Origin of the sequence: Ureibacillus suwonensis (genome assembly GCF_042655065.1) — a bacterium.
Taxonomy (GTDB): Bacteria; Bacillota; Bacilli; order Bacillales_A; family Planococcaceae; genus Ureibacillus; species Ureibacillus suwonensis.
Map to the genome: position 1 here is coordinate 42,836 of NZ_JBHSNQ010000038.1, position 25,003 is coordinate 67,838.

Below are 25,003 nucleotides of genomic sequence, written 5' to 3' on the forward strand. Positions count from 1 at the left end.
AACTTAATTTATCCACGGCAAGTATACCCACTTAGAAATCATTGCATACAAAAGGACATACTCCCAAAAAATAATATTTTTGCATTTTATTATGTTATCATAGCCAATTTGTCAAGTCAATATTTTATGGTCATTCCATTTACTTTTCAGCTTTGATAATCCAATAGCCTTTTTTCTTCTCGACTACTTCCACTGAACGAAACTTTTCTTCCAAATACTTCTGCGTTGATGGTGCGCCTTGTTTTTTCTGGATGACCACCCAAAGCTCTCCGCCGTCGCTCAAATGGTGGAACGCTCCATCATAAATTTTGAAGACCGTTTCTTTGCCCGCACGAATCGGCGGATTTGTTAAAACGGCTGCAACTTTGACCCCTTTATCAATATAAACTCCATCGCTTTCATAGATACGTACATTTTGAATTCCGTTCATTTCCGCATTCTTTTTCGCCAATTCCACTGCTCTTTCATTTATGTCCATCATGAACACTGTGCGGTCAGGGTATTGTTTTGCGATCGCCAACCCGATTGGACCGTAGCCGCAACCCACATCCAATACGGCCCCATCCATGTCCGGCATCTCAAATGTTTCAATCAACAAACGGGACCCAAAATCTACTTCGCCTTTGCTGAATACTCCAGAATCCGTTTCAAATAAAAAAGAATGTCCCAAAAGCGTATAACGCCATTGCTGCGGATTACTCTGTACTTGAGGCTTTTTGGAATAATAATGTTCAGTCATTTCGGCGGCCCCCCTAAAGAAATGAAGAAAAGCTCGCCAAATACGACGAGCTTTTTTATTTTTAGTATAAACAATCCTTAAGCGATTATTACTTAAGTTCGATAGAAGCGCCAACTTCTTCAAGTTTAGCTTTGATTTCTTCTGCTTCTTCTTTAGATACGCCTTCTTTAAGTGGTTTTGGAGCGCTGTCAACTAAGTCTTTAGCTTCTTTTAAGCCAAGGCCAGTGATTTCACGTACAACTTTGATAACTTTGATTTTTTGGTCGCCAGCGTTAGCAAGTACCACATCAAATTCAGTTTTTTCTTCAGCAGCAGCACCTGCAGCAGCGCCACCTACCACTGCTACTGGAGCAGCAGCTGTTACACCGAATTCTTCTTCGATTGCTTTTACTAAATCATTTAATTCAAGAACTGTCATTTCTTTAATAGCTTCAATAATTTGTTCTTTAGTCATTCTTTATTCCTCCTATATTGGTAATTTTGTTAGGCAATTTGCCTGATTTCGAAATAATGGGTTAAGCGATCATTACGCGCCTTGTTCTTCTTTTTGTTCTGCAACCGCTTTTGCAGCAAGAGCGAAGTTGCGGATTGGAGCTTGCAATACAGAAAGCAACATAGAAAGCAAGCCTTCGCGGGATGGAAGGTCGGCAAGAGCTTTCACTTCTTCAACAGAAGCGATGTTACCTTCGATCACACCAGCTTTGATTTCAAGCGCTTCGTTAGTTTTTGCGAAGTTGTTAAGAATTTTTGCTGGCGCTACAACATCCTCGCTTGAGAAAGCGATCGCATTTGGACCTGTTAAGTAATCGTTAAGTCCTTCTAATCCAACTTCTTCAACAGCGCGGCGTGTTAAAGTGTTTTTGTACACTTTGAAATCTACGCCTGCTTCGCGAAGTTGTTTACGCAATTCTGTCACTTGAGCTACGTTCAAACCGCGGTAGTCAACAATCACTACTGAAGCAGCGTTTTTGAATTTATCCGCGATTTCTTGTACTTGCGCTTTTTTGGCTTCAATTGCTTTAGACATTTTGACACCTCCTGTGGATTGGGTCATTCATACCGATAAAACAAAAGCCTCCGTGTAGACACACGAAGGCATAAAACGTCATCATCAAAAGAATCGATTTATGACCTCGGTAGGGAAAGTTTAAGTGCGAATGCACCCCTACTGTCTACGGTACAAATGAGTCGCTATATTTAATTCAGAACATCATCCATAATAATCATGGATAGGATAATTGTCAATAGTTTTATCCTTTTTTATTTATTAGTTAACTACTACGCTTGAAGCATCAACTTTAATGGATGGCCCCATTGTAGTAGTGATGTTTACTGACTTCATGTAAGTACCTTTGGCTGCAGCAGGTTTTGCTTTTTGGATTGCATCAAATACAGCCAAGAAGTTTTCAACCAATTTTTGTGTATCAAAGGAAACTTTACCGATAGGAGCGTGAACGATACCAGCTTTGTCAGCGCGGTATTCCACTTTACCAGCTTTGATATCTGCGATTGCTTTTGCTACATCGAAAGTTACTGTTCCTGTTTTAGGGTTTGGCATTAATCCTTTTGGACCTAATACACGACCAAGTTTACCAACTTCACCCATCATATCAGGTGTAGCTACGATTACATCAAAATCGAACCAACCTTGTTGGATTTTGTTGATATAATCTGAATCGCCTACATAGTCTGCTCCTGCAGCTTCGGCTTCTTTCGCTTTTTCGCCTTTCGCAAACACTAACACGCGTTGAGTTTTACCAGTTCCGTTTGGAAGCACAACTGCTCCACGGATTTGTTGATCGTTTTTACGAGTGTCGATATTTAAGCGGAATGCCACTTCTACTGTCGCATCGAATTTTACATTGCTAGTTTTTTGAGCTAATGCAATTGCTTCTTCAACAGGATACAATTTTGTGCGATCAACTAATTTTAAAAGTTCTTGCATTCTTTTGCTACGTTTTGCCATTGTTTTTTCCTCCTTTGTGGTTTTAGCGGAATTTACCTCCCACGAATAAAGGTTGCGGGTTCTACAGAACTTGCGCAACCTCAGAAACACAACACGATTTAAAAGGGATTAGTCAACGATTTCAATACCCATGCTTCGTGCTGTACCTTCTACCATTCTCATAGCCGCTTCAACAGACGCAGCATTTAAGTCAGGCATTTTAAGTTCTGCGATTTCGCGAACTTTATCGCGTTTAACCGTTGCAACTTTTTTACGATTTGGCTCACCAGAACCTGATTCGATGCCTGCTGCTTTTTTAAGTAATACAGCTGCAGGTGGAGTTTTCGTAATGAAAGTGAATGAACGGTCTTCGAATACTGTAATTTCAACAGGTATAATCAAACCTGCTTGATCAGCAGTACGAGCGTTAAATTCTTTACAGAATCCCATGATGTTTACACCAGCTTGACCTAACGCAGGACCAACCGGTGGAGCCGGATTCGCTTTACCAGCAGGGATTTGAAGTTTAACGATTTTAATTACTTTTTTAGCCACGAGACACACCTCCTTAAAGTCCGTGATGTGGTATATTGGGTTGCCCCTCCCACTCAAATATCCATTTATCAGCCATGCCGATAAAATATCTTTAACTCATTTCTCAGACTGAAAAACTAGTCTGACCTTTGAAATGATACCATTTTTCTTATTATGAAGCAAGCAAAAATGTTACGAAGGGATAAATTATTTGATATTCCAGCCTGTTTCCGGCATGAAACCGGTCAGGATGAACGCTTTGCGCCGTTATACCTTCTGAACTTGTTCAAAATCCAATTCCATTTTTGTTTCCCGTCCAAACATGTCCACAGAAACTTTTACTTTTCCTTTGTCCACATCGATTTCTTCCACGTTTCCTTTGAAGTTCTTGAATGGACCGTCCAACACTTCCACCAAATCGCCGACCGAAATATCCAACTCGCCAATCGCTTTTTTGTGCAAGCCCATGGAACGGAGCAAGCGATCCGCTTCTTCCGGAAGTAGCGGTGTCGGTTTCGCGCCGCCGCCTGAAGACCCGATGAATCCTGTCACTCCTGGGGTATTGCGGACAACATACCAGGATTCATCCGTCAAAATCATCTCAACCAATACATAACCAGGGAATACTTTACGCATCACTGTTCGTTTTTTTCCGTCTTTCAAATCCGTTTCTTCGTGTTCAGGGATAATGACCCGGAAAATAAGATCCTGCATTCCCATTGTTTCTACACGCTTTTCGAGATTTGCTTTCACTCGATTTTCATAACCAGAATAAGTATGAACTACATACCATTGTTTTTCCATAATGCCTGTCGGACTCCTCGTCCTTCCCTCCTTTACAAATGCGCATACCCGCTGACGGCTTTTCCGTGTTTAATATTATAATTTACAAAATAAATGAAAAAAACCCGTAGGATAAGGAACGGGCTATTTTCTAAGCTATCGCTTGCTAAAGATTCATTATATATTTAAATACCAGCGGAACAATTCAGAAATCCCCAAATCCACCAGCACAAAATAGAGGGCTACAAAAATGACTGTCGTTACTACAACGATTGTATATTTTGTAAGCTCCTTGCTCTTTGGCCAGCTTGTCTTACGCATTTCTGACATGACTTCTTGCAGAAATTTCTTGATTTTGCCCATTCTCGCGTAACCTCCGAATAACTCATCTATATTCTCTATATCAACTAGCGCGTTTGTTTGTGCAACGTGTGTCGATTGCAGCGTGGACAATACTTTTTGAGCACTATTCTAGTTGCGTTCTCTTTTTCAGGGTAAGTGTAATTCCGCGAACCACACTCTTCACAGCATAAAACGATTTTCTTTGCCACAGGAATAACCTCTATTCTGGCATTTTATCTTTTAAAGACTAACACCAAAAAAACTCGCTGTCAATAATTGCGAACAGAGTTTCAAATAATTTCCCCATTTTCCAAATGGCGCTCCAATTTCCGTTTCACCCTTTGCAAGGCATTATCAATCGACTTGACATGCCGGTTTAATTCTTCGGAGATTTCATTGTAGGATTGTCCATCCAAATATAATGAAAGGACTTGTTGTTCAAGTTCGCTTAATATTTCGCTGATTTTTTCTTCCAAATGGGAATATTCTTCACGGTTGATCATCAGATGCTCCGGATTTTCCGACTCCGCACCTGTGATGACATCCAATAGCGTCCGATCCGACTCCTCATCATAAATGGGTTTGTCGAGCGAAACATAAGAATTGAGCGGAATATGTTTCTGACGCGTTGCCGTTTTTATCGCTGTAATAATTTGGCGCGTAATACATAATTCCGCAAAGGCTTTAAAGGATGTCAGCTTATCCTCTTTAAAATCCCTGACAGCTTTATATAAACCAATCATCCCCTCTTGGACGATGTCTTCCTTATCCGCTCCAATCAAAAAATAAGAACGCGCCTTCGCTTTTACGAACACCCGATATTTATTAATCAAAAAATCCAACGCCTCTGTATTCCCTTGGTGCACCAGTTCAACAAGTTGTTCATCCGTCATCTCTTCAAAGGATTGTGCTGTTTGCGATTGCTCTGTTTTTAGCAACGGCCTCACCCCAGACGTATAAATCGTATTAGGAACAGTATAAATGAGTTGGAAAATACAGGTCAATGAGTTATTTTAAACCTCTTCTCCATTTCTCAAAGGCTAACTCTACTTCTTTCGATAAGGGGATTCTAGATTTCGGTTTTTCTTTCTGCGATGTTTCCACTTTTTTTGATATATTTGATTGGATGATCTCCATCTCGATTTCCAATTCGCGGGCCGATTTTCTCAGCGCGCCATTTCCGAAAATGACGTTTTGTTCCGTCATGTCGGAAGTAGCCACATAGATTTGGACTTTTCTTCCCTTGAGTTCATTGGATAACTTTTCAATCCGTTCATCGGCGGTCTCATTCTTTTTCGTAAATATGACTTCCACCGAATTTTGAACATATGACTTTTCGGCTCCCGAAACGTGATAAGCATCAAAGACGACAATGACGCGCCAGCCCATCACCGCTTGAAATTCGGCCAAAAGCTCGATCAAACGGTTCCTCGCTTCCTCCAAATTGGTGTCTTTTAAAGCGCGCAACGTTTTCCAAGCGCCGATCATATTGTATCCATCAACGATCAAAATGTTTTCCATAACTAACCATTCACTTCTTGCCGTTTTCGGTACACTTCATACATCAACAATGCCGCAGCGACAGAAGCATTCAATGAATTGACATGGCCGACCATTGGCAACGAATAGAGGAAATCGCATTTTTCCTTCAAAAGCCGGCTCATTCCTTTCCCTTCACTTCCAATGATGATAGCCAGGGGCAAGGCAGCATCCATGTTCCGGTAATCGATGCTGCCCTTTGCGTCTGTCCCTGCAATCCAAAGTCCTCTTTCTTTTAATTCATCCACCGTTTGCGCCAAGTTGTTCACTCTGCAAACGGGCACATGTTCAATTGCTCCGGTTGAAGCTTTCGCCACCGTTGCTGTAAGACCTACAGAACGCCTTTTTGGTATTATTATACCATGAACCCCGATCGCATCGGCAGTTCTCATAATCGAACCGAGATTATGGGGATCTTCCAACTCATCTAAAATGATGAAAAATGGATCTTCATTTCTTTCTTTCGCCACTTGAAATAAATCATCAAGTTCCGCATACTTGTATGCAGCAACGGAAGCGACGATTCCCTGATGATTGGCGTTTGACAGTTGATCGATTTTTTTCTTTGGAACAAATTGTACAAATACTCCGCGCTCACGGGCCAAATCGAGCACTTCTTTGATTCCCGATTTTTTCACGCCTTCACTAATCCAAATTTTGTTCATTTCGCGGCCTGAACGAAGTGCTTCCAATACCGGGTTCTTTCCAGCAATAATCTCTCCATTCCCGCTCATTTCGCGACTCCTTTCGTTTCCTCCACAATTTGTATGGCGTAATCAATAATCTTATCGATGCGTTCATATTGTTTCGTTAAGTAAAGAGAACCCAGAATTGCTTCAAATCCTGAACTGTTGCGATACGTTTGGACATCCGTATTTTTCGGAACGGTGCCGGACTTTGCATTGCGGCCCCTTCTAAAAATGGCCAGCTCTTCATCCGTCAAAAAATGTTCTTCGATCATGCGGTGCACAATCATGGATTGGGCTTTGGCGGAAACATATTTTGTCGCTTCGTGGTGCAGCGTATTCGGCTTCATCCGTCCGCTCAACAGCAAATGTTCCCTGATGCGCACCTCCAACACCGCATCCCCCATATAGGCCAGGGCAAGCGCGTTCATTTGATTGACATCTACTAATGGAGCCATATTATGAACCTCGTTTCCAACGGGTACCTTGACGCGTATCTTCCAAAATGATGTTCATCTTCAATAATTGATCCCGGATTTCATCCGCACGTTTGAAATCCCGGTTTTTTCTTGCTATGTTCCGCTCTTCGATTAATTTCTCAATGTCTTCATCCAAAATTTCCGTCTCTTGGGCCAGTTTAATTCCCAATACTTCACTAAGCACATCAAAAGTTTCGATAAATGCTTTCAACACCTTTTCATCGGTATTGATTTCGTTCAAATACGTGTTTGCCGTACGGGCCAGTTCAAATAAAACACTGATTGCGTTGGCCGTATTGAAATCGTCATCCATTTCCTTTTCAAATTCTTTTTTCAATTCATCAATTTTTTCTAAATACTCTTCGCTCTCATCAGCAAGGTTTGTCGTCGATTGCAAACGATGCTGCAGGTTCAAGTACGCTGTGCGCAAGCGTTCCAACCCGCTGCGCGCCGATTCGATCAATTCTTCCGAGAAATTGATTGGATGGCGATAATGAACGGACAACATGAAAAATCTCAATACCTGCGGATCGATTTTTTGGATAATATCATGGACCAATACAAAGTTCCCCAAGGATTTTGACATTTTTTCATTGTCGATATTAATATACCCATTATGCATCCAATAACGGGCGAAAGTTTTTCCGGTATAACTTTCTGATTGGGCAATTTCGTTTTCATGATGCGGGAAAGTCAAATCTTGCCCTCCAGCATGGATGTCAATGGTATCGCCCAAATGCGCCCGGGCCATCACAGAGCATTCGATATGCCAACCAGGCCGCCCTTTTCCCCAAGGGCTCTCCCAAAAGATTTCCCCAGGTTTTGCCGCTTTCCAAAGGGCAAAATCCAGCGGGTCTTCTTTCTTTTCACCCGGTTCAATGCGGGCACCCACTTTTAAATCATCAATAGATTGATGGCTGAGCTTTCCATAGTCTTCAAATTTACGTGTGCGGAAATAGACATCTCCTTGGGACTCGTAAGCATATCCTTTATCAACCAATACTTTTATAAATTCGATGATATCGTTCATATGCTCCGTTACCCGGGGATGCACATCCGCCTTCTTGCAGCCGAGAGCCGTAATATCTTCAAAATAAGCTTTAATGAATCGTTCCGTAAGCCCTGAAACCTCTTCTCCCAATTCATTGGCCGCCTTGATGATTTTGTCGTCCACATCCGTAAAGTTTGAAACGTATTTCACATCATACCCTTTATATTGCAAGTATCTCCGCACTGTATCATACACGATTGCCGGACGGGCATTTCCGATGTGTATATAGTTATAAACGGTCGGACCGCATACGTACATTTTCACCTTTCCTTCTTCGAGAGGAACAAAAGGTTCTTTTTTCCGTGTCAACGTATTGTAAATTTGAATTGCCATGCCAGTCTCTCCTTTACAAAATTCCATTTGTTTGTTGAATCATCGAATTTTCCGTGCATTTTTCTCCTATTTTTAAATTACCATCTTTTCTATGAAAGAAGCCAATAAATCAAAACATTGGTTTTGGATTATTTAAATAAAAAACGCCTCCATCATATTTCTATGACAGAGACGCCAAAGTCGCGCGGTTCCACTCTGATTGAAAGCATAAACGCTTTCCACTCTGCGGCCTGTAACGGTGACCAGCCGACTTGCCTACTCCATTTCAGCCAAGTGCTCAAAGGTGCATTTCCGTAAAACAGAGGTTTAGGTCACTTTCAGCCAATGGTGACCCTCTCTTTCAAACATATTTTACGTACTTCTCCTTTTCAACGCTTTCGCTTTTATTTAATTATCGACCATTCGCACCATTCATTAAGAACATCTTAGTTTGCCAATTTTTCTAAACGGGCCAACACTTTTTCTTTACCAACCAACTCAATCGTACTAGCCAAGTCCGGTCCATGAGTTTGGCCGGTTGTCACCACCCGGATTGGCATAAACAAGTTTTTCCCTTTATATCCTGTCTCTTTTTGCACCGCTTTAAGCGCCGCTTTAATGGAAGGGGCATCGAATGTTTCCAAGGACTCCAATTGCTGTTTGAATGATGAAACCACTTCTTTGATGTGCTCCCAACCTAATACCTCTTGCGCTTCTTCATCATATTCCACTTCGTCTTTAAAGAATAGGCTTGATAGTTCCACAATCTCTGCGCCATAGCTCATTTGATTATGATACAAGCCGATCAATTTTGTCGCCCATTCTTTTTGTTCTTCATTCAACTCTTCAGGAAGCAGCCCCGCTTTTTGCAAGTGAGGAAGCGCCAGTTCCACCACTTCTTCCAAAGTCAATTTTTTGATGTATTGGTTATTCATCCATGTTAGTTTATTCCGGTCAAACATGGAAGGTGATTTGGATAAACGTTTCTCATCAAACATTTCAATAAGCTGTTCTTTCGTAAAGATTTCTTCTTCCCCTTCCGGAGACCAACCGAGCAATGCGAAGAAGTTGAACATCGCTTCAGGCAAATATCCCAGCTCTTTATATTGAGAGATGAATTGAATAATGGATTCGTCACGTTTTGATAATTTCTTATGATTTTCATTCACAATGATCGTCAAATGGCCAAATTCCGGATATTCCCAACCGAACGCATCAAAAATCATCATTTGTTTCGGTGTGTTTGATAAATGCTCTTCGCCACGGAATACATGCGTGATATCCATATAATGATCATCAAGTACAACCGCAAAGTTATAGGTAGGGATTCCGTTCGCTTTCATAATGACCCAATCGCCGATATCTTTTGATTCAAACGATACTTCTCCGCGCACCATATCATTGAATTTATAAGTGACATTTTCAGGCACTTTGAAGCGGATTGTATATGGAATTCCTTGCGCTTCTTTTTCCGCGATTTCTTCTTTCGTCAAATGGCGGCATTTACCGTCATATGTTGGAGCCGCAATACCTTTTGCTCTTTGCGCTTCCCTTGAAGCTTCCAATTCTTCGGGCGTACAGAAGCATTTATAAGCCAAACCGCGTTCCAACAACTCTTCCGCATGTTTTTTATAAATATCCAATCTCTCTGTTTGGCGGTAAGGTGCATAAGGTCCACCAATATCAACGGATTCATCAGGAATAATGCCCAACCATCTCAAATTGTCAAGCTGGGATGCTTCACCGCCTTCTACATTGCGCTCTATATCCGTATCCTCAATGCGCACAACAAATGTTCCGTTGTAATGTTTTGCAAATAAATAGTTGAATAACGCTGTGCGTGCTCCACCGATATGTAAATGACCGGTAGGACTTGGTGCATACCGAACACGAACTTCTTTTGCCATCTTATTTTCCTCCTAAGTTGTGCAGTTGACAAACTGTGTTTTTCGTTATTACATTGCTAAAATCTTACTATTTCCAATGCTTCCCTCGACTTTTGTACATTTTACCACTCCAGTGCAGCATTGAAAAGTTGATGGTAGGAAAGAAATTTTGTCATTTCTGAAACGTAATGATTTTTCCTTACATGTAAGTACTACTGTTTTTTGATCAATAAAATGGTCGCAAGCGCTGCAATGCCTTCTTCCCGTCCAACAAAACCCAGTTTTTCCGTTGTCGTCGCTTTCACGTTCACTTGGGAAGGTTCCGCATGTAATAATTGAGCGATCCGGTTTTTCATTTGTTCAATATACGGAGCCATCTTTGGTCTTTGTGCCATAATCGTACAGTCCACATTTCCAAGAACATACCCTTTTTCCTCAACGATTTTCCAGATATATTCCAATAATTTTGCTGAGTCCGCATCTTTATATTGCGGATCTGTGTCCGGAAAATGGCGGCCGATATCCCCTTCACCAATCGCTCCAAGGGCCGCATCTGTAATCGCGTGTAATAGTACATCTGCATCGGAATGCCCTAAAAGCCCTTTTGTATGGGGGATTTCTATACCGCCGATAATCAGCGGACGCCCTTCTTGAAATGCATGAACGTCAAATCCTTGTCCAACCCGAAACATATATCAGCTGCATGTACTAGACGCTTTCTGTCTATTATGCAGCGTTCACCATCCTTTACTATAATATCTGAATCCAAATGACCACTTCATATATTAACATATTTCCCATTTGTATGGATTGTAAGCATTTTTCCCAAACAATCCTTTTAGATCATTAAACAAGAAAAGACCTCACGAATCGATCAGATTTGTGAGGTTTTCAGCTGCCGGTTTCTTAATATCGCTTCACCAAAGACCAAGTCCTCTTTTGTGGTAATTTTAATATTTTCATAGCTGCTTTCGACGATGTGAATTTCATAGCCGAGACGTTCCACAAGCATCGCTTCGTCCGTTCCTAAAAAACCCACTTTTTCTGCGACATCCTCTGCATGAAGCAACAGTTCGAAACGGAAAGCTTGCGGCGTCTGGATGGCCCATAAGTCATCCCGCTCCACCGTTTCAACGATGATGCCGTCCCGCACTTTTTTCATCGTATCCTTTGCGCGGACTCCCGCAATGGCAGCCCCTTTTTCATAAGCCGTTTCCACTAAACGGTCAATCACCGACTGAAGTATAAAGGGTCTTGCGGCATCATGGACAAGAACGATTTCCACATCCTTCATGACTTTTAAACATGCATGAACGGAATGTTGGCGTTCTTCCCCTCCATTCGGCAACCCCTTTACCTTAGTAATACCGTATTCATTCAATAAGTTTTGAATATATTCTCTTTCTTCCGGCTTAACCGCCAAGTAGATCCCTGTGCATTTTGGATCCTTTTCAAAGACTTCGAGAGTATGGATCAAAATCGGCTTATTGGCCAATGGCAAAAATAATTTGTTTTTTCCTGCCCCCATCCGTTTTCCGCTGCCGGCTGCCGGCAACACCACTTCATAACCCACAAGCTCAACTCCTACAATTGTTGCGTGTTTTTATGCTACTTGTTCGTCTTTCGGTTTTGCAAAAATCATGCGACCGGCGGATGTTTGCAATACGCTTGTCACCGTAACCGTTATTGCTTGGCCGATATAATTACGGCCACCTTCAACAACAATCATTGTGCCATCGTCCAAATAGGCGACTCCTTGATTTTGTTCCTTTCCATCTTTGATGACAACAACCTGCATATCTTCCCCGGGGATGACAACAGGTTTCACCGCGTTTGCCAGTTCATTGATATTCAATACTTGTACATGATGAAGTTCGCACACTTTATTTAAATTAAAATCGTTCGTTAAAATTTTCGCGCCCATTTTTTTCGCCAGCCGCACTAATTTTAAATCAACTTCTTGGATATCATCAAAGTCCTCTTCTGAAATAATCACATTTACCGATTTTCCGTCCTGCAATTTTTTCAACATATCAAGCCCCCGGCGTCCACGGGTGCGTTTCAACGTATCGCTGGAATCCGCAATATGCTGCAATTCCGTCAAAACGAATTGCGGCACCACCAATACCCCTTCAATAAATCCTGTAGTCGCAATATCCGCAATGCGGCCGTCGATGATAACGCTTGTATCCAGCAGTTTATATAACGTTTTTTCAGATCCGGGCTGGCCGGCTTCTCCGGCTTTCTTTTTCGCACCGACTCCTGATTTTGTAAATAGTTGTGAAAGTTCGTCCCTTTTTTTAAAGCCGACTCTAAATCCCAAATATCCCAGAATGATGGATAAAATAATCGGCAAGAAATCGGTAATAACCGGAATGTTAATTCGTTCAATCGCAAATCCCACAAAATATGCTACAATTAAACCGATAATCAACCCTAGAGTACCAAAGAATAAGTCCGCTGCCGGAATTTTAAAAAGCACCTCTTCCATCCAGTTGATAAATTTCACGCAATAGTCTGATAATGAAAACGAAAGAAGAAATAACAATAACGCCCCTATTGCTACCGATGTGTATGGATTATTTAACCATGGACTAGATGATAAATTAATAATTTCGTATAATGGCGGTAAAAAGACAAAACCCAAAGCACCACCAATAAACAGAAACGCAATTTGAATGATTCTCTTCAGCATCCTGCCACCTCCTTTTTTCTGATATATTATCTTACTGATAATTATACATGGTTCATGAATCCTTTGCGATTTGTAAGAACGCTTCATCGCATTTTTTGGACTTTTTTACCTTTTTTTCGCAAATTAAATCAACTTCTTCTTTATTTTTTTCCAATTCCTGAAGAAAAAATGCCCATTTTTCTCAAAACATGGTAAAATTCCCTCAATTGCCAAAACAAAGTTTCACCGCTTCATTGATTGTTTGAACACCGATCACTTCAATTTCTTTTGGATTTTCCCATCCTCCCAGATTGGAAGCCGGGATGAATACACGTTTAAAACCAAGTCTTGCAGCTTCATAAACCCGCTGCTCTATACGGGATACCCGTCTTACTTCTCCAGTAAGCCCCACTTCCCCAATGAACACATCCGTGACATTCACAGGCTGATTTTTGTAACTGGAAACAATCGATGTAAGAACAGCCAAGTCAATGGCCGGTTCATCCAATTTTACCCCGCCTGCCACTTTCACGTATGCGTCTTGGGCTTGCAAAAGCATTCCCATTCTTTTTTCCAAAACGGCCATCAATAATTGAACCCGGTTTTGATCCACGCCTGTCGCCATCCGTTTTGGATAGTTGAAACTTGTCGGCGTTACCAACGATTGGATTTCAACCAAAATCGGCCTTGTCCCTTCCATGGAAGCCACCACCGTAGAGCCTGCAGCACCTTGTGAACGTTCTTCCAAAAAGAGTTCAGAAGGATTTAATACTTCTTTTAAACCGGAGTGAATCATCTCGAAAATGGCAATTTCATTTGTGGAGCCAAATCGGTTCTTATGGCTTCTTAAAATCCGGTACGTGTGATGTCTCTCCCCTTCAAAGTAAAGAACCGTATCCACCATATGCTCCAATATTCTCGGACCTGCAATTTGCCCTTCTTTCGTTACATGCCCGACCAGGAAAGTTGCGATGCCCTTCGTTTTTGCGATTCTCATAAGCTCCGAAGTACATTCTCTCACCTGGGATACGCTGCCGGGAGCGCTTGTGACTTCCGGATGATGAACCGTTTGGATGGAGTCCACAATGATAAACCGGGGTTGTACTTCCTCAATACTATGACGAATCAGTTCCAGATCCGTTTCCGCATAGATGAATAATTCCTTTGATTGTACGCCGAGTCTTGATGCCCGGAGTCTCGTTTGTTTCAGCGATTCTTCCCCGGATACGTAAAGCACGCGATGTCCCCTGTTGGATAAATCCGCCGATAGCTGCATAAGAAGGGTGGATTTTCCGATTCCCGGGTCTCCGCCAATGAGCACAAGAGAACCTGGCACAATGCCGCCCCCAAGTACCCGGTTCAGTTCCACCATGCTCGTTTCAAATCTTTGTTCTTCCTGCGTTTCAATGCTGACAATCGGTACGGCTTTCTGACTGGAGGCTTCTGAATGCTGAAACACTCCACGGGATTTTGAAATGACTTCTATTTCTTCCACAAAGCTGTTCCATTCCCCGCATCCAGGGCATCTTCCCAACCATTTCGGCGATTCATAGCCGCAGCTTTGACAGCAAAATTTTGTTTTCTTTTTGGCCATTGGTTCCTCCTATTATTCTTATTAGTACGGCGATGATAACAAAGACGGCTTAACATCTGCACCAAATGTCATTATTATTGATTTTCATATGTATTAAAATAAGCTGTGCCGCAAGTCAATCGCAGTTGGCTTGCGGACAGCTTCGTTTATAAAATTTTATGCACTTTCAACAGTATCTTTTTCTCTTACGACAAACGCGCCATCCACGTAGTCAAAGACGACTTTGCTATTTTTCGAAATAGTGCCTTTCAACAACTCTTCGGATAAACGGTCCTCAACATTTTTCTGTAAAGCACGGCGGATTGGACGGGCACCGTATTGAGGATCGTATCCTTCTTCCGCGATTTTCTCTAAAGCGGCATCCGTTAATTCCAAATCGATATCCTGATCTTTTAATCGTTTCACCAAAGATTTTGCCATCAAGGATACGATTTGTTTTAATTGATCTTTTTCCAACGGTTTGAACACAATGATTTCATCAATACGGTTTAGGAACTCTGGACGGAAGGCTTTTTTCAATTCTTCCATCATAGTAGATTTCATATCTTTATATTTGCTGTCTTTTTCTCCTACGCCGAATCCTAAGCTTTTTTGATATTTTAAGGCTTCCGCACCGATGTTGGATGTCATAATAACAACCGTGTTGCGGAAATCCACTGTGCGTCCTTTTGAATCCGTTAAGCGTCCATCATCGAGCACTTGCAATAAGATATTGAATACATCTGGATGGGCTTTTTCAATTTCGTCCAAAAGCACGACAGAGTATGGTTTTCGGCGCACTTTTTCCGTTAATTGGCCGCCTTCTTCAAATCCTACATATCCTGGAGGTGAACCAACAAGGCGGGAAGTGGAGTGTTTTTCCATATATTCGGACATGTCGATGCGGATCATTGCATCTTCATCTCCAAACATCACTTCTGCCAATGCTTTTGCAAGTTCTGTTTTCCCTACGCCAGTTGGCCCTAAGAAGATGAATGTACCAATTGGACGTTTTGGATCTTTAAGTCCTGCACGTGCACGGCGGATCGCTCTGGAGATTGCCTCAACCGCTTCATGTTGGCCGACAACGCGTTTATGCAATTCTTCTTCCAAGTTAAGCAGTTTTTCAGACTCTTCTTGAGCAATTTTGTTTACCGGAATTCCCGTCCACATGGAAACGACTTCGGCAATATCTTCCACTGTCACTTTGGATTCTTCTTTGCCTTGTTTTTCTTTCCATGATTTTTTCAATTGCTCGAGTTCTTCTTTAATTTTTTGTTCTGTATCGCGCAATGCTGCCGCTTTTTCAAACTCCTGGCTTGAAACGGCTGCGTTTTTCTCATTGCGCACATGTTCCAATTTATCTTCGAGAGCTTTTAGATTTGGTGGCACTGTGAATGAGCGTAAACGCACTTTTGATCCCGCTTCATCAATCAAGTCAATGGCTTTGTCCGGCAAGAAACGGTCTGAAATGTAACGATCGGATAATTTTGCCGCCGCTTCAATCGCTTCATCTGTAATTTTTACACGGTGATGCGCTTCATAACGGTCACGCAAACCTTTGATGATCTGGATTGTTTCTTCCACTGTCGGTTCATCGACTTGAATTGGTTGGAAACGGCGTTCCAAAGCGGCATCTTTTTCAATGTATTTTCGATATTCATCCAATGTTGTGGCACCAATGCATTGCAATTCTCCGCGGGCAAGGGCCGGTTTTAAAATGTTGGAAGCGTCAATCGCACCTTCCGCACCACCTGCTCCAATCAATGTGTGCAATTCGTCGATGAACAGAATGATGTTACCTGCTTGGCGAATTTCATCCATCACTTTTTTCAAGCGGTCTTCGAATTCACCACGATATTTTGTACCTGCTACAACCGTACCCATATCAAGCGTCATCACGCGTTTATCACGCAATGTTTCAGGCACTTCGTTATTGACGATTTGCTGGGCAAGTCCTTCTGCAATGGCTGTCTTACCTACACCCGGTTCACCAATCAACACAGGGTTGTTTTTTGTACGGCGTGAAAGCACTTCGATCACACGTGTGATCTCTTTGCTTCGTCCAATCACTGGATCAAGGCCGCCTTCACGGGCAATAGCAGTCAAATCCCGGGCTAAGCTGTCCAGCGTTGGTGTGCTGACTGTTTGAGTCGGATTGGCGTTTTGGGAAACATCATTGTTGCCCAAAAGCAATAGAACTTGTTGGCGGGCTTTATTGAGACTCACACCAGCGTTTGCAAGCACTCTCGCGGCAACACCTTCGCCTTCGCGAATCAATGCAAGCAGGATATGTTCTGTGCCGATGTAAGCATGGCCCAATTTCCGCGATTCATCAACGGCGAGTTCAATGACTTTTTTCGCTCTAGGTGTATAGTGAACAATTGGCCCTACATCTTTCGTTCCTTTTCCGACTAATTCTTCGATGCCCCGTTCAATCATTTCCGGCGTTACATCGATGGCTTCCAAAGCTTTTGCTGCGATGCCTCCGCCTTCCCGGATAAGCCCAAGCAAGATGTGCTCTGTGCCGATGGATTCATGTTTCCAACGGATCGCTTCTTCTTGTGCCAACTGCAACACTTTTTGGGCGCGTTGAGTGAATCGATTAAACATCATATCTTTCCTCTCCTTTTCCTCTAGGTTTTGAATTACCACTGTTTAATTTTTCGCGTATCAGTTTTGCTCTATATACATCCCGTTCAGCCGGTTCCAAGGTAGTGCCTGCATATTGTTGTACAAACCCCGGTTGAATAAGAATCGTACACTCATTTAAAATATGCTTTGAAACATCTTTAATGATTCCTAAATCAACACCTAACCGGACATTGGATAAACATGTCGCCGCTTCTTCGCTTGTCATGATCCGCGCATGTTTCAAAGTTCCATAAGCCCGGTGAATGCGGTCTTCCAAAGCGACTCTGGATTGTGCCAAAAGAGTTTGTCTTGCGTTTCGTTCCTGTTCAATAATTTGTGTCACGACTGTTTGCAAATCATCGACAATTTCATCTTCCGACTTGCCGAGAGTCACTTGATTTGAAATTTGATACATGTTTCCCAAGTTTTCGCTGCCTTCACCGTAGATGCCTCGCACGACCATGCCAAAGCGGGCAAGCATTTGGGTCAATGCTTTGATCTGTTTCGTCATGGAAAGTCCAGGCAAATGCATCATGACGGATGCTCTCATCCCTGTACCTACATTGGTTGGGCAGCTTGTTAAATAGCCGAATTCATTATGGAAAGCAAACGGCAATAATTTTTCAAGTTGACTATCCAATTTATTTGCCATTTCATAAGTTTCCATGAGCTTAAGTCCAGGGGATAAGCATTGGATTCTTAAATGGTCTTCTTCGTTGACCATGACGCTGATGGCTTCATCCTGCGAAATGATGACGGATGCAAACTTTTCCCTTTTTGCAAGCATTGGACTGATCAGATGTTTTTCCACGAGCACTTGGCGTTGCAGTACAGGCATTTCCTGTATTGTGAAATGGGAAAAATCATGATTGTTATCTTTCAATTGGTAAAACGCCTGCGTCACCATTTGATCGATTGTTTTCGCTTCTTCATCTGAAAAGATGATCGGAAAACGGAAACCCTCCAAATTTCTTGCCAACCGGATGCGTGTGGAAATCACAATGTCATCTTCCGCACCATCAGTTCCCATCCAACTTGGCGCCTCCGCTTTTAAGAAATATTCAAGATTCATGGTGTATCCACACCTCCCATTTCCAGCTTACGTTCCAATTCCTTGATTTCATCCCTGAATTTTGCCGCATCCTCAAAACGTTCGTCTTGGATCGCCAATTGCAGCTGCTCACGGGCATGTTCGATCTGTTTTTTCAAAATGCGGTTGTTATCCACTTTTTGTCCTGGTCTTTTTCCTGTATGTTTCGTTCCGGCCTGGAATTTTTCAAGTACTTGAGGAAGTTTTTCGCTAAAGGTTTCATAACATTGCGGGCAGCCTAATTTTCCTTCGTTTAAAAACTTGCGGAAAGTAAATCCACAAGCGGGGCATGCGACCGTTTGCACGGAAGGCTGAACAGTTCTTTCCTGCAAATCGTTTTTCCAGAGAGGCATGCCGAACCAGTTCGAAAGCAATTGATGGATCGGGAATTGTTCTTCTTTGGGAAAATCCAGGCTGAATGGATGAAATTGTGCGGCACATACTTCGCAATAATGTTTCTCGCTTTTATGTCCATTGATGATTTGTGTGACTGTAACCGTTGCTTTCCGTTGCTTACAGTGTTCACAAAGCATGACCTACCACCTCTTCATTTTTCATATTTTAAAGTTAATAACATCGCTTTTAAAATCGCCGACCTCAATTCATCGCGAGTTGGTAGTTGCAGCTTTAATGTATCCCGATTGACGGCTGCGAGCATCAATGTTGCTTCTCTTTCATTGATCATTTCTTCTTCCAGCAAGCGATAAATGATATCTTCCGCCATATTTTGGGTGGCGCCTTTTTCGATTTGCTTTATTAAATGATCTATCAACTCAACTTTTGAGCTCGGTTTCACACGGAAAATCCGGATATATCCACCGCCACCCCGTTTACTTTCAACAAGGTAGCCTTTTTCCACCGTGAATCGTGTATTGATTACATAATTAATTTGCGAGGGAACACACTGGAATTTATCGGCCAATTCGCTGCGTTTGATTTCAATATGTCCTTTACCATCTAATTCGATAACCCTTTTTAAATACCCTTCAATCAAGTCGGAAATATTTTTCATTTTTTTTACAATTCACCTCGCTTTTTTGACTTTGACTTTCTTTGACTTTATTATATTTCCTTTTTCGCTCATGTGCAAATAAAAACCCTCGACAAAATGGAGGTTAAAAAAATCGACAATACGTATTACTTTACGTTTTGCCGATTTTTATCTAATATATTCATCTTTGCTTAAAGATGCAGGGTCATGAAAAGGTCCTGCCGATTACACCCAACGGCCTACAAAAGGATAGTTCCAATCGTTCTCCTGAAGGGCATTGATAATACCGATAATTGGAACAACAATTGTCATAATGCCGAAAATGATTAAGAATGGAATGCCAATCAATACGAAACTTAACACCGTCGATATGCCAATCAATACCCACATGACGAATTGGAATAACAACGCTTGGACGGAAAGCCGCTTCACACTTTCATCACTGCTGATTAAGAAAAATAAAATTGGCACTAAAACCGGAGCAAAAAACGCACTTGCATGTATGATTATTTTCGCCCACTTTTCTTCCATATATTTGTCAACTCCCGTTTCTTTTTGTTTATATTTATTAATTACTTGCTATATACATATACGGATGATTCTTTTAATAGTTTCAACTTCTTGAAATTTTTTTAAATTTATTGCTTAATTCACCACTTATTTTTTCCATTGTTTTCAATTAATAGACAAAAAGTTCTTTAGAAATTTCAATGTTGTATGCTATTATTTGAAAAAAGAAAAAAGCCTGCCCATATGAGCGGCTTTACTTATCCTTTTTTTGTCCATCCACATTTTTCGGATCTACATAATCAGGATGTTCTGTAGGGAATAGAAAGCGGGCAAAAAGACCCGAAAATAGGGTAGCACTGATGATAATCAATATTTTATGGTTCTTTGGTACTTCTTCAAACATATGATTCAACATCAGGGCAGCAAATACTGCCACTGTCACCATTGAAACTATGATATATGCAAGCCTTCGCTGGTTCATCTTGACAAACATCCTTTGCGCTTACTTTTAAATACATAAACTAATCGTATTTTACAACGTATCCAAGGAAAATACAAATTCAGGTATTGAGTTTGCAAGAATGATTTTAATAAAAAATGATTAGAGTGGGGGATACATATGAAGTTTGTGCCATTCAGTAAAGACGGCAAGTCAATGGAGGAACGGTTTTTTGATCTTGAAACATATGTTCACGATGTATTAATCGAGGTTTCCGAGTATCCCGGCATAGCTAAGCAAATTGAAACAATTCAATTGACCAAAAATGATTTGGCTATCCTGCGCCAGTTAAAACCTCTCATTAAAAACTATATTCCAAAAATGGTGAATACTTTTTACGATAACATTTCGATTAATCGCCAACTCGTTGATCTTATCAATCGATATTCAACAATGGACCGATTAAAAATAACGCTCACCAAACATATAAATGACATTTTCGAAGGGCAGATTGATAAAAAATATATCGAAAACCGGACTAGGATTGCTCTTGCGCATATCAAGATTGGACTGATGTCAAAATGGTATCTTTCATCATTCCAATCTCTGAATTCTTCTTTTGCACAGTTCATCTAAGAATTGAATCTTTCGAATGAAGAAGCATTGCGCGCAACCAATGCCTTCTCAAAGATTATCAATTTGGAACAGCAGCTCGTAATTGAAGCCTATGAAAAAGAACAAGAACGGGTCCGCAAAGAAAATGACAAAATAAAACAATCTCTGATCGCATCCATTCAACAAATCGCCCAAGAACTGAATGTGATGAATCAAGAAACGACGACATCCATCCAAATCATTTCAGAGCAATCTCAAAATATTGCTTCATCCACATCGCAAGGTTTGGATTATGTTGCGGATACAGAAGAAAAATCAAATCAGGGTAAATCCCAATTGGCGAAACAAACAGACTTGATGAATATGATTTTAAACAGTGTCAATTTATTGGAAGATTCCATGATTCACTTACGTTCGTCTTCCCAAAAAATTTCTGAAATTGTCAATTTGGTGACTGGCATTGCCGATCAGACAAACTTGCTCGCTTTAAACGCTTCCATTGAAGCCGCCCGTGCAGGCGAACACGGGAAAGGGTTTGCCGTTGTAGCGGAAGAAGTGCGAAAGCTTGCGGAAGAAACGAAGAAAGCCGTGCAAAGCGTTTCTACATTAATAAAAGAAATGGAAGCGAATATTTCTGAAATGACATCCAGTGTAAATAACGTGGATGAACAAGTGAAACTAAGTGTGGAAACCCAGGAGCATTTGGCGGAATCCTTTGAACAAATTGCCAAGAAAGTGTCGGGAATCCGCAATCAGTATGCTTCCACTTCCAAAGATATTGAACAAATTTCCAATAATATTGCAAACCTGGTGGAAAGCACTTCTCTTATAGCCAAATCTTCGGATACTTTAATTAAAGCGGTTCACGATTTTTCGAATTAATGGATAAAAGAACTTCAACCTGCTTATAAAAACCGAAGCTGTCTGGAAAAATATTTCCGGACAGCTTCAATATTTATTTTAAGAGGGCAACCTCTTTTAATTTTTTTCTTTTTTCCTTCCTCAACTTTTGTCTTTCTAATCCGGCTTTGTGTAATCTCTCTTCTTCCACCGTCTCCGGATAAACTTCCGGAACCGGCGTCGGTTTCCCTTCTTCATCAATGGCCACCATCGTTACAAAAGATTCTGTTGTCAATTTTTCCTCTCCGGTTTTGATGTTGCGGGACAAGACACGCACATACACTTCCATGGATGTCCTTCCTGTGGAAGTGACGATGGCTTCCAACTCCAACATATCCCCCACATAAGCGGGAGAAACGAAATCGACGGAATCAAATGAAGCGGTTACCACTTCTTTCTTACAATGTTTCATGCAAGAAAGTGCCGCTATTTCATCAATATACGCCAAGATCTTTCCTCCGAAAATGGAACCATATTGATTCGCATCAGGAGGTAATACGAGTCGGTTCTGAACCGTACGTGACTGGCTCATTGGATATGCATTGCTCATTTGTATGTCCTCCAATTCATTGTATACTATTCCAATACATTGCGATTATTATGCAAACATAATATTAATTTCATACAGATGAGCATTGCAACTTTTTTTACAGGTCTGTTTTAATCGTTATAAATTTCAAATCCGTCATTTCTTCAATGGCATATTTAATACCTTCCCGCCCATATCCGCTATTTTTCACACCGCCATATGGCATATTATCTATGCGGAATGTCGGGATATCATTAATGACAACCGCCCCCGCTTCCAATTCATCCGCCGCTTTTAAAGCATCTGTAAGAACGTTAGTATATATTCCCGCATTTAAACCTAAATCGGAGGCATTGACATATTGAATCGCTTCATCCAATGTTTTGTAAGGGACGATGGAAACAATCGGCGCAAAGGTTTCCAAGCACATGATTTTCATATCCGGTTTCACGTTCACCATCACGGTTGGAGTCATCGTGCGTTCAGTGAATTCCGCACCTGTCGCCACTTCCGCCCCTTGCGCTTTCGCTTCTTCTATCCATGCTTTGATGCGCTCGACTTCTTTCGGATGAATCATGGCGCTTAAATCCGTCGTCGGGTCAAACGGATCTCCCAGTTTCAATTTTTTCGTTTCTTTCACAAAAGCCTCTGTAAATTGATCGTAAATGGATTCATGAACATAAATTCGTTGCAGCGAAATGCATACTTGTCCGGAAAAGCCGAATGCGCCGCTCACCGTGCGAGGGACGATTTTTTCGATCGGCGTGCTCGGTTCGATGATAACCGCCGCATTGGAACCCAATTCTAATGTCACTTTTCTTAAGCCCACTTTTTCTTTGATTTTCATTCCAACCGCGCCACTGCCAGTGAACGTCACTTTTTTCACAAAAGGATGGGTCACTAGCACATCGCTCAATTCTCCGCCTGAGCCGGTCACGATTTGCAATGCGCCATCAGGAAGACCGGCTTCTTTAAAAATTTCCGCCATCGCCAATGCGCTTAACGGTGTTTGAGTGGCCGGTTTTAAAACAACCGTATTTCCGACTGCAAAGGCTGGCCCCAATTTATGGGCAACGAGATTGAACGGAAAGTTAAATGGCGTAATGGCCGAAACAACTCCTAGAGGGATACGTTTTGTAAAGCCGAGGCGATTTTTTCCACCCGGAGCTGCATCCATCGGCACGGTTTCGCCAAAAACATTTTTTGCCGCCTCTGCCGAAAACTGATAAGTGGCAATCGTACGGTCCAATTCAGCAAGTCCGGCGGTAATCGGCTTTCCAGCTTCATTGGCAAGAATTTCTGCAAATTCTTGTTTTCTTTTCTTCATGATGTCCACAACTTTATATAAGATTTCCGCTCTTTCATACGCAGATGTTTTTTTAAACGTTTGGAAAGCCTCATGAGCTCCCTGGATGGCCCGTTCCACATCTTGTACAGAAGCCTTTGCCACTTTGGCAATCACTTCGCCAGTATAAGGAGCCGTTAAGTCATAGGTTTCTTTCGCTTCCTCCCATTGACCGTTAATCCATAATTTTGTTTCTTTCATCTCCTACACCTCCATTATGATTTATTTCCATTTTATCACTCCCAACAATTTTTGAGTGAATCAACGGAAGAAATCCAACAAATCAATTCCAGGCAAAAAAATAATATCCACAACATCCAGCGTAATTTCCATAACATCAATTAAATCTTCAATAAAAAGCTCTTTCATATCGACCATATTTTGCACCTCAACCAGCTCTCTCATGATTTTTTGGATGGCGACAATTAGTGCCAATTCCTTTGCCATGCGGAATATTTTTAATTCCAATAAAGCTTTCTGCCATTCCGCTATTTCATCTATTTTTTCATTATCTGTTGCATTTAACGCTAAAATCCCCAAATACGGATAGTGTATCGGTTTTACTTTGATGCCTCTATGATTCAATGAATGCCGCAGCTCTGCCACATACTGGAGAAGCGTTTCGTTATAATCGGCGCTGTACATTGTTAAAATTTGCGCAAGGGATTGAAGGGAATTGCCCAACAGAAACCCTTGTTTTCTTAAAGCTTTGTAATATTGCACCATTGTTTCTACTTGTAATTGAGGGGGTTCATTTACTTTTGATAATAAAACTGCATAAGGTACATCTTCTTTGGACGTTAAAATGAATTGTTTACGGTGCATTTCAACATATAACGTTTTTGCCCGTTTTGCGTGAAGATGAATATCTTCATCCAGCATCATCGCACCCGCCAACCGGAAAGGGGAGTTATGAAACCCGGCTTCTTTTAACGCCCCATCCCTTTGCAATAAATTTTCAAAGCATGCTTCCAAATCTTGCCCCAAAAACCGGGCGGCTATGTAATAGGGAATCGGCGAATTTTTTTGGATGGACAAAGCCTTTTTTGAGTATTCCGCCATTTGGTCGACGATTTTTTGCAGCGCCACCCCGCTGAATTCCCTTTTTTCAAGGGTATACTTGCTGGCAAGGGAAATAACCGCGCTTACTTTAAATTGATTTCCAAAATAATTGACGGCCCGGTTGTAATTGTTCTGAAGTTCTTCGGTAAATTGTGTATCCATTTCTAATCACTCCTAGTTGTTATACGTTTTCCAGGAGGACAAGTTTCAAAATGAATAAAGAGGCTGGGACAAAACTAGCTTCAAAATAGGAAAAAGGAGAATTTGAGCCAACTCAAATTCTCCTTTTTCCATTTCTCTCCATTATTTTTGGTCAGTTGATCTTTGTTGGCCGTGTATTTCCGT

29 protein-coding genes and 2 other annotated features are annotated in these 25,003 nt (G+C 41.5%); of the genes, 2 read left to right on the plus strand and 27 right to left on the minus strand.

Translation table 11 applies throughout. From position 1 onward, the window contains the following. Nucleotides 1–139 precede the first annotated feature (139 nt). From ACFPOH_RS03570 to ACFPOH_RS03685, 24 genes are all read right to left on the minus strand, one after another. Nucleotides 140–739 carry a class I SAM-dependent methyltransferase gene (locus ACFPOH_RS03570; RefSeq protein ID WP_342470848.1) on the minus strand — a complete coding sequence of 200 codons (600 nt, stop codon included), beginning with the start codon at nt 737–739 and terminating at the stop codon, nt 140–142. An 88-nt stretch (nt 740–827) separates the two neighbouring features. Beyond that, a complete protein-coding gene (rplL, locus tag ACFPOH_RS03575) occupies nt 828–1,193 on the minus strand; it encodes a 50S ribosomal protein L7/L12 (protein WP_390308852.1) in 366 nt (121 codons plus the stop codon). 72 nt (nt 1,194–1,265) lie between these two features. Beyond that, on the minus strand, nt 1,266–1,766 hold the full coding sequence (rplJ, locus tag ACFPOH_RS03580; protein WP_342470846.1) for a 50S ribosomal protein L10: 501 nt from the start codon (nt 1,764–1,766) through the stop codon (nt 1,266–1,268). Nucleotides 1,767–1,797: 31 nt separating this feature from the next. Then, nucleotides 1,798–1,935, minus strand: a sequence feature (ribosomal protein L10 leader region). A 71-nt stretch (nt 1,936–2,006) separates the two neighbouring features. Further along, nucleotides 2,007–2,705: a 50S ribosomal protein L1 gene (gene rplA / locus ACFPOH_RS03585; RefSeq protein WP_342470845.1), complete on the minus strand. Its 699-nt coding sequence runs from the start codon at nt 2,703–2,705 to the stop codon at nt 2,007–2,009. Between the two features lie 108 nt (nt 2,706–2,813). Then, nucleotides 2,814–3,239, minus strand: coding sequence for a 50S ribosomal protein L11 (gene rplK, locus ACFPOH_RS03590; RefSeq protein ID WP_208651246.1), 426 nt, complete (start codon nt 3,237–3,239; stop codon nt 2,814–2,816). A 246-nt stretch (nt 3,240–3,485) separates the two neighbouring features. Further along, nucleotides 3,486–4,022: a transcription termination/antitermination protein NusG gene (nusG, locus tag ACFPOH_RS03595; RefSeq protein ID WP_342470844.1), complete on the minus strand. Its 537-nt coding sequence runs from the start codon at nt 4,020–4,022 to the stop codon at nt 3,486–3,488. Nucleotides 4,023–4,178: 156 nt separating this feature from the next. Further along, nucleotides 4,179–4,364, minus strand: a complete 186-nt coding sequence (gene secE, locus ACFPOH_RS03600; RefSeq protein WP_342470843.1) for a preprotein translocase subunit SecE — start codon at nt 4,362–4,364, stop codon at nt 4,179–4,181. Nucleotides 4,365–4,408: 44 nt separating this feature from the next. Next, entirely contained in the window at nt 4,409–4,552 is a 144-nt protein-coding gene (gene rpmG / locus ACFPOH_RS03605) for a 50S ribosomal protein L33 (protein WP_342470842.1), read from the minus strand. Between the two features lie 81 nt (nt 4,553–4,633). Beyond that, complete coding sequence (gene sigH, locus ACFPOH_RS03610; RefSeq protein WP_342470841.1) at nt 4,634–5,281, minus strand: RNA polymerase sporulation sigma factor SigH; 648 nt, start codon at nt 5,279–5,281, stop codon at nt 4,634–4,636. Between the two features lie 70 nt (nt 5,282–5,351). Further along, the gene (locus tag ACFPOH_RS03615) at nt 5,352–5,864 is read right to left on the minus strand and encodes an NYN domain-containing protein (protein WP_342470840.1); all 513 of its coding nucleotides are present in this window, start codon (nt 5,862–5,864) and stop codon (nt 5,352–5,354) included. Nucleotides 5,865–5,866: 2 nt separating this feature from the next. Then, nucleotides 5,867–6,616 (minus strand): 23S rRNA (guanosine(2251)-2'-O)-methyltransferase RlmB, encoded by a 750-nt coding sequence (rlmB, locus tag ACFPOH_RS03620; protein WP_342470839.1) that lies wholly within the window; start codon nt 6,614–6,616, stop codon nt 5,867–5,869. Next, a complete protein-coding gene (locus ACFPOH_RS03625) occupies nt 6,613–7,026 on the minus strand; it encodes a Mini-ribonuclease 3 (protein ID WP_342470838.1) in 414 nt (137 codons plus the stop codon). Before ACFPOH_RS03625 ends, rlmB begins: the two co-directional genes overlap by 4 nt. 1 nt (nt 7,027) lies before the next feature. After that, on the minus strand, nt 7,028–8,431 hold the full coding sequence (cysS, locus tag ACFPOH_RS03630) for a cysteine--tRNA ligase (RefSeq protein WP_342580642.1): 1,404 nt from the start codon (nt 8,429–8,431) through the stop codon (nt 7,028–7,030). A 164-nt stretch (nt 8,432–8,595) separates the two neighbouring features. Further along, nucleotides 8,596–8,812, minus strand: a binding site (T-box leader). 44 nt (nt 8,813–8,856) lie between these two features. Then, the gene (gene gltX, locus ACFPOH_RS03635) at nt 8,857–10,317 is read right to left on the minus strand and encodes a glutamate--tRNA ligase (protein ID WP_390308854.1); all 1,461 of its coding nucleotides are present in this window, start codon (nt 10,315–10,317) and stop codon (nt 8,857–8,859) included. A gap of 191 nt (nt 10,318–10,508) precedes the next feature. Further along, on the minus strand, nt 10,509–10,988 hold the full coding sequence (ispF, locus tag ACFPOH_RS03640) for a 2-C-methyl-D-erythritol 2,4-cyclodiphosphate synthase (RefSeq protein ID WP_342470834.1): 480 nt from the start codon (nt 10,986–10,988) through the stop codon (nt 10,509–10,511). A gap of 182 nt (nt 10,989–11,170) precedes the next feature. Continuing rightward, nucleotides 11,171–11,869, minus strand: coding sequence for a 2-C-methyl-D-erythritol 4-phosphate cytidylyltransferase (gene ispD, locus ACFPOH_RS03645; protein WP_390308855.1), 699 nt, complete (start codon nt 11,867–11,869; stop codon nt 11,171–11,173). A gap of 30 nt (nt 11,870–11,899) precedes the next feature. Next, the gene (locus ACFPOH_RS03650) at nt 11,900–12,991 is read right to left on the minus strand and encodes a PIN/TRAM domain-containing protein (protein WP_342470832.1); all 1,092 of its coding nucleotides are present in this window, start codon (nt 12,989–12,991) and stop codon (nt 11,900–11,902) included. A 202-nt stretch (nt 12,992–13,193) separates the two neighbouring features. Beyond that, nucleotides 13,194–14,564: a DNA repair protein RadA gene (radA, locus tag ACFPOH_RS03655; RefSeq protein ID WP_390308856.1), complete on the minus strand. Its 1,371-nt coding sequence runs from the start codon at nt 14,562–14,564 to the stop codon at nt 13,194–13,196. A 156-nt stretch (nt 14,565–14,720) separates the two neighbouring features. Continuing rightward, nucleotides 14,721–17,159, minus strand: a complete 2,439-nt coding sequence (locus ACFPOH_RS03660; protein ID WP_342470829.1) for an ATP-dependent Clp protease ATP-binding subunit — start codon at nt 17,157–17,159, stop codon at nt 14,721–14,723. Continuing rightward, nucleotides 17,149–18,249 carry a protein arginine kinase gene (locus ACFPOH_RS03665; RefSeq protein WP_342470828.1) on the minus strand — a complete coding sequence of 367 codons (1,101 nt, stop codon included), beginning with the start codon at nt 18,247–18,249 and terminating at the stop codon, nt 17,149–17,151. The genes ACFPOH_RS03660 and ACFPOH_RS03665 overlap by 11 nt, the downstream gene beginning before the upstream one ends. Then, a complete protein-coding gene (locus ACFPOH_RS03670) occupies nt 18,246–18,800 on the minus strand; it encodes a UvrB/UvrC motif-containing protein (RefSeq protein WP_342470827.1) in 555 nt (184 codons plus the stop codon). The genes ACFPOH_RS03665 and ACFPOH_RS03670 overlap by 4 nt, the downstream gene beginning before the upstream one ends. Nucleotides 18,801–18,814: 14 nt before the next feature. Beyond that, on the minus strand, nt 18,815–19,279 hold the full coding sequence (locus tag ACFPOH_RS03675) for a CtsR family transcriptional regulator (protein WP_342470826.1): 465 nt from the start codon (nt 19,277–19,279) through the stop codon (nt 18,815–18,817). A 204-nt stretch (nt 19,280–19,483) separates the two neighbouring features. After that, nucleotides 19,484–19,789, minus strand: coding sequence for a magnetosome magnetite crystal formation protein family (locus tag ACFPOH_RS03680; RefSeq protein ID WP_390308857.1), 306 nt, complete (start codon nt 19,787–19,789; stop codon nt 19,484–19,486). A gap of 232 nt (nt 19,790–20,021) precedes the next feature. Continuing rightward, entirely contained in the window at nt 20,022–20,249 is a 228-nt protein-coding gene (locus ACFPOH_RS03685; RefSeq protein WP_342470824.1) for a hypothetical protein, read from the minus strand. A 138-nt stretch (nt 20,250–20,387) separates the two neighbouring features. Here ACFPOH_RS03685 and ACFPOH_RS03690 point away from each other — a divergent pair, with 138 nt between their 5' ends. Both ACFPOH_RS03690 and ACFPOH_RS03695 read left to right on the plus strand, forming a co-directional pair. Continuing rightward, nucleotides 20,388–20,843 (plus strand): protoglobin domain-containing protein, encoded by a 456-nt coding sequence (locus tag ACFPOH_RS03690; RefSeq protein ID WP_465270737.1) that lies wholly within the window; start codon nt 20,388–20,390, stop codon nt 20,841–20,843. Between the two features lie 3 nt (nt 20,844–20,846). Further along, complete coding sequence (locus tag ACFPOH_RS03695) at nt 20,847–21,704, plus strand: methyl-accepting chemotaxis protein (protein ID WP_465270738.1); 858 nt, start codon at nt 20,847–20,849, stop codon at nt 21,702–21,704. A 73-nt stretch (nt 21,705–21,777) separates the two neighbouring features. On the opposite strand, the gene ACFPOH_RS03700 is transcribed toward ACFPOH_RS03695, so the two are convergent. The 3 genes from ACFPOH_RS03700 to ACFPOH_RS03710 form a co-directional block, all read right to left on the minus strand. Continuing rightward, nucleotides 21,778–22,272 (minus strand): acyl-CoA thioesterase, encoded by a 495-nt coding sequence (locus tag ACFPOH_RS03700; RefSeq protein WP_342470822.1) that lies wholly within the window; start codon nt 22,270–22,272, stop codon nt 21,778–21,780. A gap of 97 nt (nt 22,273–22,369) precedes the next feature. After that, nucleotides 22,370–23,797, minus strand: coding sequence for an aldehyde dehydrogenase family protein (locus tag ACFPOH_RS03705; protein ID WP_342580646.1), 1,428 nt, complete (start codon nt 23,795–23,797; stop codon nt 22,370–22,372). A gap of 60 nt (nt 23,798–23,857) precedes the next feature. Beyond that, on the minus strand, nt 23,858–24,820 hold the full coding sequence (locus ACFPOH_RS03710) for a DUF4003 family protein (protein WP_390308858.1): 963 nt from the start codon (nt 24,818–24,820) through the stop codon (nt 23,858–23,860). Nucleotides 24,821–25,003 lie beyond the last annotated feature (183 nt).

Coding starts and splice junctions, on each gene's coding strand:
- rplL (WP_390308852.1), bottom strand. CDS start 1,193: ATGACTAAAGAACAAATTATTGAAGCTATTAAAGAAATGACAGTTCTT.
- ACFPOH_RS03670 (WP_342470827.1), bottom strand. CDS start 18,800: ATGCTTTGTGAACACTGTAAGCAACGGAAAGCAACGGTTACAGTCACA.
- rplJ (WP_342470846.1), bottom strand. CDS start 1,766: ATGTCTAAAGCAATTGAAGCCAAAAAAGCGCAAGTACAAGAAATCGCG.
- ACFPOH_RS03675 (WP_342470826.1), bottom strand. CDS start 19,279: ATGAAAAATATTTCCGACTTGATTGAAGGGTATTTAAAAAGGGTTATC.
- secE (WP_342470843.1), bottom strand. CDS start 4,364: ATGGGCAAAATCAAGAAATTTCTGCAAGAAGTCATGTCAGAAATGCGT.
- gltX (WP_390308854.1), bottom strand. CDS start 10,317: ATGGCAAAAGAAGTTCGTGTTCGGTATGCACCAAGTCCTACCGGTCAT.
- rlmB (WP_342470839.1), bottom strand. CDS start 6,616: ATGAGCGGGAATGGAGAGATTATTGCTGGAAAGAACCCGGTATTGGAA.
- radA (WP_390308856.1), bottom strand. CDS start 14,564: ATGGCCAAAAAGAAAACAAAATTTTGCTGTCAAAGCTGCGGCTATGAA.
- ACFPOH_RS03700 (WP_342470822.1), bottom strand. CDS start 22,272: ATGAGCAATGCATATCCAATGAGCCAGTCACGTACGGTTCAGAACCGA.
- ACFPOH_RS03660 (WP_342470829.1), bottom strand. CDS start 17,159: ATGATGTTTAATCGATTCACTCAACGCGCCCAAAAAGTGTTGCAGTTG.
- ACFPOH_RS03570 (WP_342470848.1), bottom strand. CDS start 739: ATGACTGAACATTATTATTCCAAAAAGCCTCAAGTACAGAGTAATCCG.
- ACFPOH_RS03685 (WP_342470824.1), bottom strand. CDS start 20,249: ATGAACCAGCGAAGGCTTGCATATATCATAGTTTCAATGGTGACAGTG.
- ACFPOH_RS03690 (WP_465270737.1), top strand. CDS start 20,388: ATGAAGTTTGTGCCATTCAGTAAAGACGGCAAGTCAATGGAGGAACGG.
- ACFPOH_RS03680 (WP_390308857.1), bottom strand. CDS start 19,789: ATGGAAGAAAAGTGGGCGAAAATAATCATACATGCAAGTGCGTTTTTT.
- nusG (WP_342470844.1), bottom strand. CDS start 4,022: ATGGAAAAACAATGGTATGTAGTTCATACTTATTCTGGTTATGAAAAT.
- rplA (WP_342470845.1), bottom strand. CDS start 2,705: ATGGCAAAACGTAGCAAAAGAATGCAAGAACTTTTAAAATTAGTTGAT.
- ACFPOH_RS03665 (WP_342470828.1), bottom strand. CDS start 18,249: ATGAATCTTGAATATTTCTTAAAAGCGGAGGCGCCAAGTTGGATGGGA.
- ACFPOH_RS03615 (WP_342470840.1), bottom strand. CDS start 5,864: ATGGAAAACATTTTGATCGTTGATGGATACAATATGATCGGCGCTTGG.
- ACFPOH_RS03710 (WP_390308858.1), bottom strand. CDS start 24,820: ATGGATACACAATTTACCGAAGAACTTCAGAACAATTACAACCGGGCC.
- ispF (WP_342470834.1), bottom strand. CDS start 10,988: ATGTTTCGGGTTGGACAAGGATTTGACGTTCATGCATTTCAAGAAGGG.
- ACFPOH_RS03650 (WP_342470832.1), bottom strand. CDS start 12,991: ATGCTGAAGAGAATCATTCAAATTGCGTTTCTGTTTATTGGTGGTGCT.
- ACFPOH_RS03625 (WP_342470838.1), bottom strand. CDS start 7,026: ATGGCTCCATTAGTAGATGTCAATCAAATGAACGCGCTTGCCCTGGCC.
- ACFPOH_RS03705 (WP_342580646.1), bottom strand. CDS start 23,797: ATGAAAGAAACAAAATTATGGATTAACGGTCAATGGGAGGAAGCGAAA.
- cysS (WP_342580642.1), bottom strand. CDS start 8,431: ATGGCAATTCAAATTTACAATACGTTGACACGGAAAAAAGAACCTTTT.